The organism is Vibrio sp. 2-2(8) (assembly GCF_963888495.1).
Lineage (GTDB): Bacteria > Pseudomonadota > Gammaproteobacteria > Enterobacterales > Vibrionaceae > Vibrio > Vibrio anguillarum.
The window spans coordinates 1-17,178 of the sequence record NZ_CAWPJM010000033.1; the positions used below are offsets into that span (position 1 = coordinate 1).

The 17,178-nt window shown below is 43.8% G+C and carries 18 protein-coding genes; 5 read left to right on the forward strand and 13 right to left on the reverse strand.

Annotated features, from left to right (window positions below; genetic code table 11):
* A partial coding sequence (locus tag AACV12_RS09235; RefSeq protein WP_130200936.1) for an IS3 family transposase occupies positions 1-97 on the forward strand: 97 nt, incomplete at its 5' end.
* A gap of 478 nt (positions 98-575) precedes the next feature.
* Positions 576-944: a phage protein gene (locus AACV12_RS09240; protein WP_170900212.1), complete on the forward strand. Its 369-nt coding sequence runs from the start codon at positions 576-578 to the stop codon at positions 942-944.
* A 27-nt stretch (positions 945-971) separates the two neighbouring features.
* On the opposite strand, the gene AACV12_RS09245 is transcribed toward AACV12_RS09240, so the two are convergent.
* The 8 genes from AACV12_RS09245 to AACV12_RS09280 all read right to left on the reverse strand — a co-directional run bounded on the left by AACV12_RS09245 (position 972) and on the right by AACV12_RS09280 (position 8,418).
* Positions 972-2,324 carry a secretin N-terminal domain-containing protein gene (locus tag AACV12_RS09245; RefSeq protein WP_339377055.1) on the reverse strand — a complete coding sequence of 451 codons (1,353 nt, stop codon included), beginning with the start codon at positions 2,322-2,324 and terminating at the stop codon, positions 972-974.
* Positions 2,305-3,378 carry a zonular occludens toxin domain-containing protein gene (locus AACV12_RS09250; protein WP_170900213.1) on the reverse strand — a complete coding sequence of 358 codons (1,074 nt, stop codon included), beginning with the start codon at positions 3,376-3,378 and terminating at the stop codon, positions 2,305-2,307. Before AACV12_RS09250 ends, AACV12_RS09245 begins: the two co-directional genes overlap by 20 nt.
* A gap of 1 nt (position 3,379) precedes the next feature.
* Positions 3,380-3,745: a DUF5455 family protein gene (locus AACV12_RS09255; RefSeq protein ID WP_170900214.1), complete on the reverse strand. Its 366-nt coding sequence runs from the start codon at positions 3,743-3,745 to the stop codon at positions 3,380-3,382.
* A 4-nt stretch (positions 3,746-3,749) separates the two neighbouring features.
* Entirely contained in the window at positions 3,750-5,249 is a 1,500-nt protein-coding gene (locus tag AACV12_RS09260; RefSeq protein WP_170900215.1) for a hypothetical protein, read from the reverse strand.
* A gap of 62 nt (positions 5,250-5,311) precedes the next feature.
* Positions 5,312-5,533 carry a major coat protein gene (locus AACV12_RS09265; protein ID WP_170900216.1) on the reverse strand — a complete coding sequence of 74 codons (222 nt, stop codon included), beginning with the start codon at positions 5,531-5,533 and terminating at the stop codon, positions 5,312-5,314.
* Between the two features lie 280 nt (positions 5,534-5,813).
* Entirely contained in the window at positions 5,814-6,125 is a 312-nt protein-coding gene (locus AACV12_RS09270) for a chemotaxis protein (RefSeq protein WP_170900217.1), read from the reverse strand.
* A 68-nt stretch (positions 6,126-6,193) separates the two neighbouring features.
* Positions 6,194-8,167: a replication endonuclease gene (locus tag AACV12_RS09275; protein WP_249371330.1), complete on the reverse strand. Its 1,974-nt coding sequence runs from the start codon at positions 8,165-8,167 to the stop codon at positions 6,194-6,196.
* A 2-nt stretch (positions 8,168-8,169) separates the two neighbouring features.
* On the reverse strand, positions 8,170-8,418 hold the full coding sequence (locus tag AACV12_RS09280; protein WP_170900218.1) for a hypothetical protein: 249 nt from the start codon (positions 8,416-8,418) through the stop codon (positions 8,170-8,172).
* Positions 8,419-8,657: 239 nt separating this feature from the next.
* On the opposite strand from AACV12_RS09280, the gene AACV12_RS09285 reads away from it, so the two are divergent.
* Positions 8,658-9,026, forward strand: coding sequence for a DUF3693 domain-containing protein (locus tag AACV12_RS09285; protein WP_170900219.1), 369 nt, complete (start codon positions 8,658-8,660; stop codon positions 9,024-9,026).
* A 176-nt stretch (positions 9,027-9,202) separates the two neighbouring features.
* Here AACV12_RS09285 and yciH read toward each other — a convergent pair whose 3' ends face one another.
* Both yciH and AACV12_RS09295 read right to left on the reverse strand, forming a co-directional pair.
* On the reverse strand, positions 9,203-9,523 hold the full coding sequence (gene yciH, locus AACV12_RS09290) for a stress response translation initiation inhibitor YciH (RefSeq protein WP_170900220.1): 321 nt from the start codon (positions 9,521-9,523) through the stop codon (positions 9,203-9,205).
* Between the two features lie 7 nt (positions 9,524-9,530).
* On the reverse strand, positions 9,531-9,902 hold the full coding sequence (locus AACV12_RS09295; protein WP_013867787.1) for a DUF3319 domain-containing protein: 372 nt from the start codon (positions 9,900-9,902) through the stop codon (positions 9,531-9,533).
* Between the two features lie 102 nt (positions 9,903-10,004).
* On the opposite strand from AACV12_RS09295, the gene AACV12_RS09300 reads away from it, so the two are divergent.
* Entirely contained in the window at positions 10,005-10,964 is a 960-nt protein-coding gene (locus AACV12_RS09300; RefSeq protein ID WP_170900221.1) for a tyrosine-type recombinase/integrase, read from the forward strand.
* On the opposite strand, the gene AACV12_RS09305 is transcribed toward AACV12_RS09300, so the two are convergent.
* Together AACV12_RS09305 and AACV12_RS09310 are read right to left on the reverse strand one after the other, a co-directional pair.
* Positions 10,948-11,952 (reverse strand): D-alanine--D-alanine ligase, encoded by a 1,005-nt coding sequence (locus AACV12_RS09305; RefSeq protein WP_017045559.1) that lies wholly within the window; start codon positions 11,950-11,952, stop codon positions 10,948-10,950. The two genes, AACV12_RS09300 and AACV12_RS09305, sit on opposite strands and share 17 nt — an antisense overlap.
* Before the next feature lie 171 nt (positions 11,953-12,123).
* Positions 12,124-12,705 carry an SPOR domain-containing protein gene (locus AACV12_RS09310; protein ID WP_013867790.1) on the reverse strand — a complete coding sequence of 194 codons (582 nt, stop codon included), beginning with the start codon at positions 12,703-12,705 and terminating at the stop codon, positions 12,124-12,126.
* A 219-nt stretch (positions 12,706-12,924) separates the two neighbouring features.
* Here AACV12_RS09310 and AACV12_RS09315 point away from each other — a divergent pair, with 219 nt between their 5' ends.
* The gene (locus AACV12_RS09315; protein WP_170900222.1) at positions 12,925-15,615 is read left to right on the forward strand and encodes a bifunctional acetate--CoA ligase family protein/GNAT family N-acetyltransferase; all 2,691 of its coding nucleotides are present in this window, start codon (positions 12,925-12,927) and stop codon (positions 15,613-15,615) included.
* 43 nt (positions 15,616-15,658) lie between these two features.
* Here the strand turns inward: AACV12_RS09315 and AACV12_RS09320 are convergent, their stop codons facing one another.
* A complete protein-coding gene (locus AACV12_RS09320; protein ID WP_017047920.1) occupies positions 15,659-16,555 on the reverse strand; it encodes a LysR family transcriptional regulator in 897 nt (298 codons plus the stop codon).
* Positions 16,556-17,178: the final 623 nt, after the last annotated feature.

Below are 17,178 nucleotides of genomic sequence, written 5' to 3' on the forward strand. Positions count from 1 at the left end.
CTTCGAGTACATAGAGGTTGATTATAATCGGACGAGAAGGCACAGTGCTCTTGGGTATCTAAGCCCAGTTAACTTTGAACAGCAAAATGTCGCTTAATGTGGTGTCCAGTTTTGCTGGAGCAGATCATTATTGAATCACTCATGTTCATACACGAACGCCAGTTTGGTGAATGGAGGGGCCCCGTTTCGGCGGGGAGGGACCATTCATTAAACTGGCGCTTTATTATTCAGATGTTACCGGAACGGTTGGGGTTATTGTTACACCCCAATTAACTCCGGAATTCCGGAATTCTAATACCTGTTTTCATTCACGAATGCAAAAAAGACGGTATTACTGAAAATCAACTTGAATATGTATAGAAATTAATCTGTTATTGCGAACAAAATGGTGTCGTACGAGACGAAAACAGCTTTATCCAGAGCTTAAAGCCCAAGAACGTCAAGCATCAAAACCCCAAATCGATTCATCCAATCCCTAAAATGACCATGCCTTAAGTGCGCATTATGTGCCGTTAGGTTAAATGGAACTAGTATCACATCAAGAATAATATCCCTCGCTTTTGAGGGATATAAGAATGAAGTACGGCGAAATGACAAAAAACTATGTTTTTCGTGAATTTGAATGTCATTTAAGCGAGGAAGAGACAGCAAAACTTTGTTTTAAAAGTGTGAGCGTTGTCAAAGGTTGGGATAGGGGAAAAGAGATACCGAGGGAATGCAAAAGGCTAATGCGAATGGCAAAAGGGAGAGAGCTAAGCGCATGTGAAAGCTGGGAGCAGTTCAGAATGCACCACAACAGGCTAGAACTGCCGAGCGGCCAAATGGTATCAGCTCAAGAAATATTGACAGGAATTGCGCTCATAGAGATTAAATCAGAGCTTGAAATCAAGACGAGCACGAAGCTACTCAAGATAGCGCGAAGCATTGCAAAGATAAGGAAGTAGAAAAGGGGCGAAAGCCCCTTTTTATGATCACAATATGGTTGTCTTAATAACGACCTTAAGCTCTTTCTTGACTTGCTTTTTTCCCTCAGAGCGGAAGAGGCCGCCGAGAAGCGGTATATCCATTAGAACGGGCACACCAGAGACGGAGTTGCGCTCCTCGCTTGAGATAAGGCCACCGAGTGCGATGGTCTGCTTATCACTGACTTTAACAACTGTGCTCAGGGTTCGCTTGTTGGTGATGATGTCAGCAGCAATAGCCGAGTCCGTTACTGTGCTTGATTCCTGATTGATAACGAGGACAACCTCACCACCAAGAACGTGAGGCGTAACCTCAAGCGTGACGCCTACATCTTTTCGCTCAATGCGTTGAATTGTATTACCGCCGTCCGTGACTTCACTAGAGACTAAGAACGGCACGTTCTGACCTACCGTGATGTAGCCGCGCTCCCTATCCATAATGAGCATGTTTGGCCGAGAAAGCAGCTCTGTGTGCTGGTTAGTCGAAACAGCCTTTACCAAGGCGTCAAAGTTACCACCCTCAAAAAAGAGTACGTTGTCCTTTGCCTTGTCAATCAGCGCTAGGTTTGTAATGAATCCGGCACTATCAAAAGCAGCTTGGAGGTTAACGCCTAGCTCTTGATTGTCGCCTAGTTCCGTTTCAGTAATGATAGCCTCGATAAAGACTTGACGTTGTGGCGTGTCCACACCCTCGATAATGGCGTCTATCTTTCTCAGTTGCTCAGCCGTACCCGAAACAATGAGCGCGTTAGTGGTTGGGAGAACTTGAACGCCGTAGTTGTCGAGTGGCTTATCCTTGAGCGACTGCGAAACCGTGGCACGGAGCGTGGCGGTCATCAAATCCACTATCTTAGTATTGCGGACATTGTTGAGGCGGTAGAGCTTAACCTCAGCAGGTTCAAAGATGGTCAGCTCTTGTGTGTTTATCTTGACAACGTAAGCGCCTGAATCCTTTTCAAGCAGATAGCCGTGAGAGCGAAGAACGGAATCAAAAAAGGCGGGATATTCGGACGGGAGCAAATCGGGAGCGGTAAAGCTGACAGCACCAGAGACACCTTGACCGAGCACAATCTTTAGACCCGTCTGACCTGAATACCAAGAAACAAACTCACCGATGGGCGTGTTATTGGACTCAAAAAGTTGAGACTCGTTTGCGTGACCGGGCGAGCAAGTGAGCGCGATAAGCAAAACGAACTTGCTGGATGTGGAAAAGTAATTAATAAACTTAACTAATTGTTTATTAACCACTTTACCACAGCGCAGGGCAACCACGGCACACGCTTGCAGTTTGCCTACGGCGCAATAATTTTTTGTTTTTTTCTTTAAAGAAAAGGGCAAAAGACTAGCAATTAATCGTTTCACTTTGACCACCTTGACTGACCGTGACCTCACAGCGTGAGGATGATGTAATTTCAAAGCCCATAGAACGCAGCTCGTAACTCGTTAGCTTGGAGCCGCCTTTATCTAGCTCAAAGTTGACAGGGGCATTAGGCAGTGCGCTATAACTGGTAATGCGATAACCACCAAGCAGAGATTTAAGGTCCGATGCGGTAGCGGCTGGCGTTTCGTCTATGACTGCATTGGTTGGTTGTGGTGGCGTCACTATCATCATTAAAACGAACGTGGAGACACAACCGAACGTGAGAGCAGCAAGGCGTGAATACTTGCGAAAGTAGATTTTTGTAATACGCATGATATTTTTCACCGTGTAAGGGACAGTGTAACGACCGTGGACATACCAAGGCGGCAGAACTGAATAAACGCCGTGCTCGTAATTGTTTCTAAACATCTGCTTAGTGTCATAAGAGCTGTATAAATCGGTACCCCAGAGCATCCACTTGTCAACAGTTAGCGAGTTGGTGTTATCGCCGTACTTAACAATACCGACATGAAGTTTTGGGAGTGGGAGCCTAAGCTGACCGAGCGTTAATAGCGTGATAAGAAAGGAGAGGATAGGCACCTGCATTCTATCGAGACGACGACAAAAAACGGTGTGCTCAGCAAGAGCAAGACGAGCCTGTTTATCAACGATTGAAATATCCTGAACGATGAAAATAACATCCCATCCTAATTTTCGGATATGCAAAAGATGGTCAATCAAAGCCTGGCGACTTTTATCATTCCACGTTCTGGAGTTAAACCAAGTGCCGCACTCATCGAGCACAATTAAGCCGTCTTTTTTAACGTCATAGCTTTTATTAGCCGAGCCAAGTACGAGCAAATCATCAACCGTTGGCTTATCTGGAATGCGGAAAAGCTTAGTGTGTCGCTTATTGCGGCCGAGCATTTCTTTTAAGTTAATATCGAGATTAGTAGCAACGGGAACGCCACGGTGAAACGCTTCACGGATTTTAGAAACAGCAACAAGAGACTTACCAGAGCCGAGCTTACCCGTTACGAAATAGACGCAAGCCATATCAAGAACTCATCTTAGTAATAACGTAGAACTGCCAAGCCCAGACCCAACGAATAACGCGAGCAGATAGAACCGCGCTCATACAGGGGATAGCATTAGCAGGAACAAGCATACCCCAAGCAACAGAAAGATAAGGCGGCGCAATAAAGCTCAAACCAGCAGCAAGGGCATAAATAGAAGCAGCAACGGCAGTCGCAAGGCCAATTATCAACGTAATGACAGTGAGATTGATAGCAAGGCCGCGCGCCATTCGAGCCGAAAACCAAGCAAGGATGTTCGCAGCAAGGCCAGCAAAGAACGCAGCAATGGCAGGCACTCTAAGCGCTGTACCAATACCCGTTAAAATGGGCAATAGAAAAACTGGCATGGTATTACCTCCGACTCATATAGGGAGTAGTGCCACCAACAGGCGTGACACCGTTCAACAATATATCGATGAGTGTCCAAAGCGTGAAAACGTAAATCAAAAATGAAATGATGGACTTCAATCGAGTACTGAACTCACAGCCGAGCGTGAACGTACCCATTGAAGTCACCATAGGAAAATCGACACAATCAGATGAAGAGGGAAGAACGCCGAGCAAATCACCAACGGCCATATCAATATAAACTTGAGTTTCGTCGGTCATAGGCTCGATAGAAGCCACCCTTGCATAATTAACTAGTGCGCTATTGGCAGCAGACAACTCAGTATCAGCAGCAGCAATCATCTGAGTGTAAGCAGAATCAACATAAGATTCAGTTAAACCATTTATACCCTCACAAGCGCGAGGGTCGGTTGCAGGGTCACAGGAAGCAGGCATCTTTTCGGCCAGCGCATCAATAGCACTTGTTATTTTACCTGTTTGAACATCGGATAAATCGGATAATTCACTGGTTTGTTTTTCTATCGATTTGGCAATATAAACACCAGAATCAGAAATAACTTTATTTTGCTGCTGCATGAGCTTTTTATTATTGTCAGCGATTTTTATATCGTTATTCATTTGGTCGACAATAGACTGACCGATGCCTGAGTTTTTAGAGTTCAAGTCGGTAAGCTGTTTATTTAATGCGGCGAATGAATCAACATTATTATTATTAAGCGTAGTGACCGATTTATTTAAATCAGCATTCATATTCTGAATGGCGCTTAATACAGCAGGGTCGGAAGTTTCACCCGTTGGCGGTGTAACATCAGGAACGTCAGGCTTGACGCCGCCAGTTGATGGAGGATTGCCACCGGGTATTGGCCTAAATGGGTCGCTCGGGTCAATCGGCGTTGATGGGTCGGGCATACAATCGGGCCAATTTGGCATACCCATAGCGCAGACGTTCGGCTCATCGCAACGCATATCTAAAGTTTGGAAGAAATTAGAACAACTGTAAGTAAATATGCCTTTTTGCTCAGCGCATGACGCTTCACCTTGTGCTATTTCGTCCCAAGTTGATTGCCTGTCACAGAACTCAGGTAGATAGCATTCGTTCGTTACGGGGCTTAATTCCTCAGGTGGTGTGCAGACTGGCGGCGGTGGAGGCGCGTCTTCACATAATCCAGTGTCAGGATTTGGAAGCTGACCGGACGGACAAGAGTCGGAAGGATTAGAAAAAGAGGCGTAATTGTCCCACTGATTAAATCTATTATACATACGCAGAACAAGACCGCCGTTCCCTGCATCATTAAGAGTAAAGCGAGTGACGTCACCAAAAGACGGATGAGACTTACCAGAAATACAAGAACCAACGGAAGAGGGACTATAAACCTTGCCTTTTAAAACGGGGCATTCCTTTATAGAGGTATTAGAGAAAACAGCAAGATAGACAGAAGCAGAAGCATTAAAAGAAACACCTAATGTTAATAGTAAAAATGCGATGCTTTTTTTAATGCTCATTATTTTACGTCCGATTAAATAAAAGAAAGTCGGGTGAATACACACCCGACCAGATAAGCGAATTAGCTTGCTTTGTTTGCGCCTTTGCGAACCAATTTAAGGCCAACAAAGCCAACTGTAAGAGCAGTACCAAAGCCCCACATCCAAGCAAGAACAGTATCGCCCACCTCCTTTACGCCATCTAAAGCGGCTTGCGCTTCAGGTGGGATAGCAGCAGATGCAATACCCGCTACAGTTAGAAGACCTAGTGCTAGAGCTGCTTTGCTTTTTTTGTTCTTAAACATAATATTCACCATTTTACTGAGTTGAGTTAAGGAACTAGCCAGACGTGGCCACTTCCATTGCTTTTTTAAACATTAAGATTTTCACACCTGCTGTCCAACCTACGACCATAGCGATTGAGGCGGCGGCGGTGATGAATTGCCAATCGGTCATTAACGTTGACCCCCCGCTATCAGAAAGACGCCTATAATCAGAAACAGGCACATGATGAAGATAAGCATCCAGAGCGAATCAACTTTATCCATGAGTTCTAAGAATTGAGCGTCAGTCATGATTTAGTGCCTACTTGTTGCCAAGTTCAGGTAATGCAAAAAGGTGGAAGCCGTTCAAAGCAACGTGCTTACCCTCATCATTACCAAAGCTGAATTCTTTGTACTGAATTTCAAATGTCATGCGCTTACCAACGCACTGAGTTAGAAGCTTGCCAGCCTCGCCACCTTTCCAGAGTTCAGGGCTGACCTTGACCTCAATAGTGTCAGTCGGATTAGTGGTAATAAGCTTGATTTTGCCAATCTGCAAAAGCTCACCACCACGCCCAGTTTTGGTTTCTTGAATGATGTCAGATGAATCTAAAATTAAGCCTTCAGTTTTCATTTTGTTGTTTCCTATCTTGACGGTTAAAAATTAAAAAGGGAGTTATTGACACAAGTCCAAGGGCGGCATCAATGGAGCGTATCTGGCGGGGCTGCGCCCACCAGATACGCCCCCTCGATGTCGCCTAAAAGAATGAGAGCCTCAAGCTCCTCGTAATAAGCGCAAACTTCCTCATACTCTTGAAAGCGCTTATCACACATGCGCTCGTATTCCTTTTCAGCTTCAAGGGCATCATAAAAATCAACAACACCCGACATAATGCGTTTTTGAGCTGCAAGGAATTTCTCTTTATTCTCGGTTTGCCAACTACGAAAACGAGTGCAAAGAAATACTTGTTTGAACATCAAACCAGAAACGCGACCTTGAGCCGTATCACCGAAACGAGTAGGAGAGAACTCACCCGAAGCAAGCAAACGCTCAATAGCGTCAGGCGCGTTGTATTGAAGCTTGACGGGTTGGTCTTTGCGCTTGACAAAAACGCCGCCCATAGCCGCGCAAAAATCCTTCCAATCGCCAACGTCTGCGGCTTTTCTAATTTTCTCAAGCATGAAATGCTCAGTTTCGGATAAGTCAGATAGCACAATGTCGCCCTCTTTGAATTCTTCTCTTAATCTGCGCATTTCACGCCAAACGGACACAGATGGACCGCCGATAAATTGAAACTGTTTAATGCCGTTAACACGCGCCCAGGTGACCACGCGCTCAGCAGCGTCAATACCGCTAAGTGATGAGCGCTTATCGGAATCAATGTGTTTGCCGTCAATGCTTTTGCTGATGTATTTAGCCACGTAGCCAACCGCACTACCTTGTGACGGGTCGATATAAACAGATGTGAAACGATGCTCTTTAGCGCCTTTCTCGTTCGGGGAATCTCTGAACGCTAAGCGCTTAAATTCAGCGGTCACAATGTCACGATGCTCAGGCAGCATGAACAGCAGATAGTGGTGATGCGGTGTGCCGTCTTGGTGAGGCTCAGCAATTCGCATACCGTAGACCTTGATTTGCTTTCTAGCGAGAACGCGCCCTAAGTCCTGCCAAACTTTCATTAAGTAGTCATGAGCGTTACGGGCCGTTGGTCGATTCGCATCAAGCCATTTTTTATTCACGACACCGTTAGAAATTGGATGAAAACGGCTAGGGGATGTAGACGTGTAGAAAGCGGCGGCGTGACCAAACTCTTGAGCCATTTCCTCAAAACCGCGCAAACGGGTGAACATTTCGCCGCGTCTGATTTCCTTGTTAGAAACGGACTTTTCCGCAAGCTCAGCAATCGTGAACCAGTTTTCTAAATCGTTAGGGTCATACGCGACCGTGTTCTCAAGCGCGATTTGGTTTGATGTGTTTCGCTCACGCTGGCGAATAACTGAAAAGTCAGAGCAATAAACTTGCTTAGCACGTTGCACAAGCGACAAGTCACGAGCGACCTGCTCAACGATGTAAGCGTATTTCTTGCGCAATTGTCTACGCAGGAAAATCTCATCACAAACGCGATTAACCAAAGAAAAAAGCTCGCCTTTTTTTCCCTTTTCTTTGATTAATTCATCACGGAACGAAAGGCCCAAAGAGGCCAAAAGTTCGCAAGCTTTGCCGAATTGCTCAGGCTCAGGCAAAGAGAGAATTTGCTTTTTAAATGCGCGAGATTTAGCGGATGCCAAATCTTTTATTTCATCGTCAGACATGGCCGCGCTGTGGCCGTTAATCAATAGTCGGTCATTGGCGGCTTGAACTTGAATCATGGCCTCATTGAACGATTTATTGTCGCAGGTATCTAAAAATGAGCGCGTCATGTGGCGACTAAAATCACCGTGACGAAAAGTAGAGCGATATAAGTCCTCGCGCCAGTTGGTGAGCGTGTTGATTTTTGAAAGGTCGTAACGCTTAGGAAGTTTGAACTCCTCCACGAACTGGGCAAAAGACGAAAGGCGAGGTTTGGAAATAAATTTAGGAGCAGATACAAAACGCTTAGGCTCAATCGGCAAGCGTGGTTCGGAGAAATGGCGAACAGGCTCAAGAACTGGCGTGTATAAATGCTCCATGCTCATAACTAGCAAACCTCGTGGGAGATTTGAGCAAGAGGCCAGCGGCGCTGAACTTCAGGCAAAATGGCTTGAGCGGAGACGAGAGGCATTTTTACAGCAAGCGATTGAATAGAGGTTACTGAATAAAATTGCTTATCATTAGGCGCTAGGCACTCATAAGACAAGAAACGAGGAATTGCGCCAGATGCAACCTGAATGGTTACAAACGGATTCATTGAGTTTGATAACTTAGCTTTCTTGACTGAAATTGCCATAACAACCACCTTGACTGATTGAGGGATTGACCACCAAGGGCGAGAGCGTCAAGAGCAAGCGCCCAAGGCGGTCAAATAGGTGAATCTCTCGGCGAATGTCCGGAACGCATAAGCGATGTGGTTAGTCTTAGAGAGATTCAAATTGCGAACTTCCGCAATCATAATTGCGGAATTCTGCAATTGCTAGATGCGAATTTCCGCAAGTTATAAGCTAGAATTGAAAAAAAGGAGGATTTGCCATGTATCAAAGTCAGCTATTAGATGCCTATAAAAAGGCCCAAAACTACATACAAGACAAACAAATTGCGCACGATTTGAATCTAAATCCATCGAGGATATGCGAAATGCGCAAAGGTATGCGCTATATATCTGATGAGGAAGCGGTTTTTCTCGCAGAGCAAGCAGGAATTGACCCTGAGCTGGCTTTACTCGGATGCCACGCAGACCGCAACGAAAACCCAAGAATAAAACAGCTATGGGAACACATAGCAAAAAAGCACAACGGGCTAGGATTAAGAACAATATCAATGGGTTGCGGAGCATTAGCGCTAATGGTTAGCACCAAAACGGAAGCTATATTACAGTGCGCATTATATATCTTATGTTAAATATGTAGGGTTTACTTCCTAGGTTCAAATGTTCTGATTCTACTATTTGTTCATTAGTCTATGTTCTATGTTTACTGTCAGGTTCATACTCAGTGTATTTAACAGTATTCGGATTTACCATAAAATACCTAATAACTAGTCTGATAATCGAAGATTTCATTCTAGTTATTAATACGTTAATTTCCGGCTAGTTTAACTATGAAACCTTTCTTTTCTAAATAAGCTTTAATTTTGTCTCGAGCATCACCCTGGATTTCTATTTCACCATCTTTTACTGAGCCACCACACCCACAACTTTTCTTGATTTCTGCCGCGAATAGCTTTAGTGCAGTATCATCTAAATCCAAGCCGGTCACGATACTCACGCCTTTCCCTTTTCGCCCTTTTGTTTGACGATGGATTCTAACCACTCCATCTCCTTTAGGGCGTTCCATAACTTCAGGAACTTCAGGCTCAGCTTTGATACGGCCTAAATCCGTAGAATATACAAGTGTCATAAATCATTTACTTCTTTAATTGTTCTGCTTTCTGTTTTGCAAGCAAATAAGCTTCGATATGTTTTTGAATAGCCACTTTTGAACCTTTGATTAAGCGACCATTGAAAAAGCAATACCACCCATTGAGCTCACCTGTATCATTCTTCAGTGTAAAGCCGCCAAATTGCTCTTGTTTACCATTTGGAGCTTCTCTCTTCTTACCTACCGCACTGAACTCTCTAGGATCAATGATAGAGGCAGTATCACACCACCAGTCTATGCTTTTTTTAACTGCCGCAAGGTTACCAGTCAAAACATGGTTTTTGATCTTAACTTGCCATATATCTGTAGAGTTAGGCGCAGATGTAAGGGTAAATCCTCGATACGTCGCTATAGCCATATGTTATTGGTCTTTTTAATTATAGGTTAGTTAAATAATAATTGTATCTTCACCGTTATCAAGTATATTTATCGATAAACCATATTGTTATAGTGCATCAAGATGAAAAAAAACATCCCTCTCATCACAGATCCTATGATTTTAAAACAAAAGGTTACCGAATTTTCCGACACAGTTTGCTTTGAACAATTTCAACATTTGACACATTGGCAATATTCGAAGAACTCCGCTTTGGCCATGACTAAAGATTGGAATCATTTTGTTACATTTTGCAAAATAAGATGTGTTACTCCTCTTCCTGGCTCAACAACAGCTGTTAGGCAATTTATCGAAACGGAAGCTCGTGTGAGAAAATACGCGACTATCAGGCGTTACATGGTCACCATTGGTATCATCCATCACCTACTTTCGATGAAAGACCCCACGCAAAACCGACTCACTCAATTTTCTTTGTTTCGCCTTAAAGGAGAGAAAGGTGATGATGCTAAGCAAGCGACACCGTTAACGAAAAAACATTTATTAGCACTAGATATACAACTTATTCATTCACCTAACAAAAAGGATATCCGCGATCTTGCAATCTATTATGTGATGTTTGAGTGTGCTTTGAAACGAAGTGAGCTTAAAAAACTAAGTACAGGACAAGTCTTAACTGTGGATGGGCAAATGAAGATCATCGTGGGAAATGTCGATTATTATCTTTCTGAATCGGCCTCTCTTGCACTTAAAAAGTGGCTACAATTACTCAATAAAGAGTCGAACATTGTGTTTTGTTCAATCGATCGGCATGGCAATATTTCAAATAGATCTTTAAATGATGCATCTATTTTCCGTATCTTACGTCATGCAGGGCAACGTTTAGGCATATTTGAATTGAGGTTTTCAGGCCAATCAACCCGTGTTGGTGCGGCCCAAGAACTGGCTAAACAAGGTTATAAAACTCAAGATATTCAGCAATTTGGACGATGGTTAAGCCCTGCAATGCCAGCTCAATACATTGGTAAGCTCGACATTGCAGAAAGTGAACAGATGAAATTTAAGGTCATTAAACCTTTTGATTGAGTGACGTTGTCACGCAATTGGCTAGAAATTCATGAAACCTATGCCCATTATGCTCTAACATTTTAGGAAACATTGAAATGGGAGTCATGCCAGGGAAGGTGTTAACTTCATTAAGATAAATGTTTCCCTCTGGGGTTAAAAAGAAATCAATACGTGCAAGGTGCCTAAGCTTCATGTGGGTAAAAACCCTAGCAGCACAATCACTTATCATTTCCAATTGATCTCTGGTTAAATTCTGAGCTTGTACTTCAGTCATCGAATGGCTAGTCGCACTGTATTTTTCTTCATAAGTATAAAATGCGTCTTCTGGTGCGATGATCTCACCCGGCTTAGAAAGATATAAAACACCATCAAGCTGATAAGCGGCAACTTCTAATTCCCTAGGTTTCACTGCTTTTTCAACCAGAACTTGTTCCGAGTAGCTAAAAGCCGCATCGATTGCGCTGTTGAGCTGGGAAACCTCGGTGACTTTGTAACAACCAACAGATGAGCCTTGTCTCGCCGCTTTAATAAACACACTTCCCCATTTTTCCAGAGCCTGCTTACACTGCTGATGCGCTTGTGCATTATTTTCTGAAAGAAAAAGATAAGGTGTATTAGGAATACCCAGCGCATCGTACCAAAGCTTAGATGTAATTTTATTAAAGCTGTTAGCACTGGCTTCTGGACCACAACCTAAATATGGGATGCCAGCCAGCTCGAGCATCGATTGAATGTCGCCCGTTTCCCCTGGATAACCATGAATGCAAGGAACCACAAAATCGATATTGACGGCGACGCCATTGGTATTCAACGTTGCAGCATTCGTATCTAAGAAACTCAGATCGCCCTTTTCACTGTACCAACCATCGGGTCGCATTTCGACGCGAATAACTTGAAAACCTTCTGTTTTTTCAAGTTGTGCTTGTAAATAGTTAGCTGACACAAGTGAAACTTCATGTTCTGACGAACCGCCACCACATAATAATAGGATTGTTGTTTGAGTCATTAAAATCTGTCCATGCTGCTGACGAATAAACTATAAAGCATGATAATCAATTCAGTGTGAAGTTACACGGTTTTAGCCAAGGAAAACCTTTTTACTGTTGTAACAGGCTAAGTTATAAGCAATAAAGGGGCATAAGCCCCTTTGATCATTTATTCGCGATAAAATCCAGAATCAGTTCAACTTATTGAGTGTCGGAAATTCCGAATTTTTGATGGTATCAATACTTTTGGCAAAAGGTTTCATTGCTTGAAACTCGGTTGGCAGTGTTTTAATTGCTTCAACAGCATCGGCACGAGTTGCGTAGTCACCATAAAGTACGGTGTACCACTTGGTTCCATTCACTACTTTATAATTTTCCCAAATAGGTTGGCCGTCAGAATTGGGCAGTTTACTGGCAAACTGATCAACTTTATTCTGTGATCCAACAGCAACGACCTGAATGGTGTAGCCAAAACGCGGATTCATTGCCGTCTGTTTAGCTGTCGGTGGAATGAGCGCTACTGCGGCTTTGCTTTGAGGGCTCATCTTAACGACTTTTTTCTCTGTATCGTTAGGAGACATCTTCACCACATTCGTTTCGACATTGCTCTCAGAAATTCCAGTAGCCATGCCTTCTTGAGCGACTACTGGTTGCTGAACCGGAGCAACTTTGTACTCTTCACGATGGCTTTCAGAGGTGACATCGGTAATGTATGTATCAGATGCACAGGCAGCCAGAAGCACTGATAAACCGACAATTGTGATTTTTTTCATGAATTGTTCAACGCCTTAAGTAGAAATTACTATAAATCATGCCGATAGCGACGCTCAGAATCAAGCTCGCTTTGTGATTATATACCCTTGTACTGTGATTTATGGCACAAAGTCGCAGTTGTCTCACGACGTAATGATCACAATCAAACCAATATAGTGAACAAGGATAGCATTTGTTCGCTAAGCTAACGGTAATTCGTGAGTGAAAGGTTCATCAACATGAACAATTTAAATCCATTCCTGAAACCAAAATCGATCGCGGTTGTTGGTGCATCAGTACGCTCGCTTCGTGCTGGCAATATCGTGATGAAGAACCTACTTCAAGGAGGCTTCGATGGTGCGATTATGCCTGTCACGCCTTATTATCCATCCGTCTGTGGCGTATTGGCCTACAAAAGTATCGAATCTCTGCCTATCGTCCCTGATATTGCGATTTTATGCACGCACGCAACACGCAACGTCACCTTATTTAAGCAATTGGCAGATAAAGGCATCAGCTCCGTCATCGTACTTTCATCTGATATGTATACTGAAGATGCTCAAGGAGTCGAAATCCAAGCCCAATGTTCTAGAATTGCAAAATCGGCAGGAATGCGCATTTTGGGCCCCAATAGCTTAGGGCTGATCCTACCTTGGTTAAATTTCAACGCTTCGTTTTCTCCTGTCACAGCCTTAAAAGGTAACATTGCCTTTATTTCACAATCTGCAGCGGTTTGTACCACGATTTTAGATTGGGCAAATGACAAAGAGATCGGATTTTCAGCATTTATTTCTCTTGGTAATGCCAGCGACATCGATTTCTCTGACTTGCTTGATTGCCTGAGCACGGATAGACACACCCAAGCCATTTTGCTTTATGTTGATACGATTAAGGATGCTCGCCGTTTTATGTCGGCAGCGCGTGCCGCGTCACGTAACCGGCGAATCTTAGTATTAAAAGGAGGAAGAACGCTTGCTGGACGTAAAGCGGCTCAAGCACATACTGGTGGAGACAATACACTCGACATTATTTATGACTCCGCAATTCAACGCACGGGTATGTTACGGGTGAATAATACCCATGAACTCTTTGCCGCTGTTGAAACACTCACTCACTCCGTTCCATTACGAGGTGAACGTCTTGCTATTATTACCAATGGTGGCGGGCCAGCTATTATGGCCGTCGATACCTTGTTAGATCGAGGCGGAAAGCTTGCCGATCTTGAAGAGTCTACTTATCAAAAACTAAATCAGTGCCTGCCTAAAAGTTGGTCTCACAGTAATCCGGTCGATATGGTGGGTGATGCGGATCATACTCGCTACGTTAATACACTAAATGTGCTGCTAGATAGTGATAAAACCGATGCCATTCTCATTATGCACAGCCCATCTGCGATTGCGCAGTCTGAACAAACCGCTCAAGCGGTGGTCGATGCCATTAAAGCGCACCCTCGCCATAAACGTTTTAACATCCTAACCAATTGGTCAGGAGAACTTACCGCGCGCCCGGCTAGACAAATATTTACCCAAGCGGGCATCCCAACCTATCGAACGCCAGAAAGTGCAGTGGTGGCATTCATGCACTTAGTCGAGTACCGTCGAAATCAAAAACAACTAATGGAAACGCCGACAACCGCAGAACCCGTCCATGTATCAGAAATACACAGCGCGCAGCAATGGATAGCGGAGCAACTAGGCATACACCCTACCCGTCACCTTGATACACACCAAATAGGTAAGTTATTTAAATATTTTAATTTTAATGTATTACCAACTTGGATAGCTTCTGATGCCAGTGAAGCGGTACATATTGCCGAGCAAATTGGTTACCCAGTCGTGGTGAAATTGCGTTCGCCCGATATTACGCATAAATCAGATGTGCAAGGCGTGATGCTCAATCTACGCAACCGCCACGAAGTGGCAAGCGCAGCGCAAGCGATATTGGATCGCACGCAGATCTCGTATCCTTCCGCTAATATTCATGGGTTATTGGTTCAGGCAATGGCAAAGCTCGCTGGCGGCGAAGAGCTCAGGATCAAAGTGATTACTGATACAACCTTTGGCCCGGTCATTTTACTGGGACAAGGTGGTTCAGAATGGGATGAATCAATCGATGCCGCCGCCGCACTCCCCCCACTGAATATGACGCTCGCTCGTTATCTGATTGTCAGAGCAATACGCAGCGGGAAAATTCGGCTGCAAAAACTACCAGAGCCAATGAATATTGATGGGTTATCTGAGTTTTTAGTTCGTATCTCGCAGATGATTATTGAATGTCCACAAATAGATGAATTAGATATTCACCCGGTTTTAGCCAATGGCAATCAATTCACCATATTGGATGCCAACTTAGTCCTAAAAGATTACCAAGGCGACGGACAAAGTAGATTAGCTATCCGCCCCTATCCAAGTGAGTTTGAAGAAAGTGTGATCCTGAAGGACAACTCGGCCATTACCTTACGCCCAATCTTGCCCGAAGATGAGCCGCATCATGCAGAGTTTATCCGTAACGTATCAAAAGAAGATTTGTACAAACGCTTTTTTTCGGATGTCGGCGAGTTTAACCATGAAGCCTTAGCCAATTTTACTCAAATTGACTATGACCGAGAAATGGCTTTTGTCGCAGTGGATCATACCAATGATCAAGAGAGTATTATTGGCGTTTCACGAGCACTCATTAACCCTGAGAATAGCGATGCTGAGTTCGCCATCTTGATCCGTTCTGATTTAAAAGGAAAAGGTTTGGGTAAAATCTTGCTGCAAAAAATCATCGACTATTGTCGCTTGAAAGGAACCTTACAAATTTCCGGCATGACCATGCCAACCAACCGAGGCATGTTGACGCTAGCGCAAAAATTAGGTTTTGAGATTGAAGTGCATTTCGAAGATGGGACGGCAGATATGGTTTTGATCTTAAATAAACCAGAATAAAGCCGTAGCGATCAGATTTGATCACTGCGATCCGCCCAAAATTTTAACTTAGCGTCCAGTTTTTCTTGAGGTATTGCACACACCACGACTTTGCTTCGCCCATTTTATTACGCCGCCATGCCATAATGATCTGCATCGATTTTTCTTCAGATCCGCTGATTGCTTTCAGTTTACCTGCGGCGATCAATGGTTCTGCTATCTGTTTCGGTAATGTGCCAATGCCTAACCCTTCCACTAAAGCGGCACATTTTGCGCTGAAATTAGTTACCGTCAAACGCGGTTGTTTTTGCAAAATATTCACGCTCATTGCAGGCTGGTCACGCGCGGTATCGGCAATCGCAATCACTCGATACTTTTGCCTTGCTTCTTCATCAAATGCACCGCTTCGTTTGTGCACGTAATGCGAGCTGGCCGCTACCCAAACCATTGACATAGTTCCTATGGTTTCTGCTTTTACATCTTGTGGTAACGTATCGATACGTGGGCAAATCAGCAAATCGGCTCGATCGGTTGAAAGTGACTCCCAACACCCCGCTAAAATTTCTTCTTGAAGACGGATTCGTGTTTTACTGACATTACCTAACGCTTCAACCATTGGGAAAAAATTATGAATAGGGATAATACCGTCAAATGCGACCGTCAAATCCAGTTCCCAACCATTCGCTAACAAGGTTGCGTCATTCACCAATTTTTCTGTCGCCGATAAAATGGCTCTACCCCGCTCAAGAATGAGCAAGCCGGCTTCAGTAAACGTCGCTTTATGCCCTGAACGGTCAAAAATAGTGATATCTAAATCTTGTTCCAATTTTTGGATCTGATAACTCAGCGATGATGGTGCACGGCTTAGCTCATTTGCCGCCGCAGCAAAGCTGCCTCGTCTATCAATCGCATCTAAAATATGAAGCGCTTCTAAGGTAATTGGACTTTGCAAAATGGACATCCTTTGGTGAAATTGCAGTGAGTATGCAATAACGAGTATGCCTTATTTATCATCGTTGTGGTATCTCTGACGGGATGGAAAATAGACGAGGAGAACTGGTTTGGAACCAAAAATCGTAGAAATAACAAAGCCAGTTTAATACTGGCTTTGAGACACATTCATTTAAAAAGGGGGAGAAAAGTTATCAATGAGTGAGTCTATTTCTTATTTTCTGACATCTCTTTCTTAACCATGACCGCTGCAGCCACGATAAAAACGATGATTAATCCAAGCTCCATGTAAAACCTCGATAAGTGTGTAAAATTAAAGGCTAAACGATTCTAGCAGACTGGAAAAATATAGACAGCTTTTAACGTATTGCTAACGTTTTTAGCGACTCAGTTCAAAAAGAGCGTGAATACAGAAAAATGGTAATTTTCATCACATCCGTAACTCTAGATTGTTATATTCTCTTCCTACTTGAAGCTACAGCGGTGTTTAACAACGCACCGCCGAACTCAAAAACCCACTGTAAACACTTGCGCTAAAGCCGCCACGCGTTGGCAGTCCCTCTTGAATGCTTGAATGCTTGAATGTGTATATGTGTTTCAGATGCCACAACCCATTTTTATTTCGACCGACCT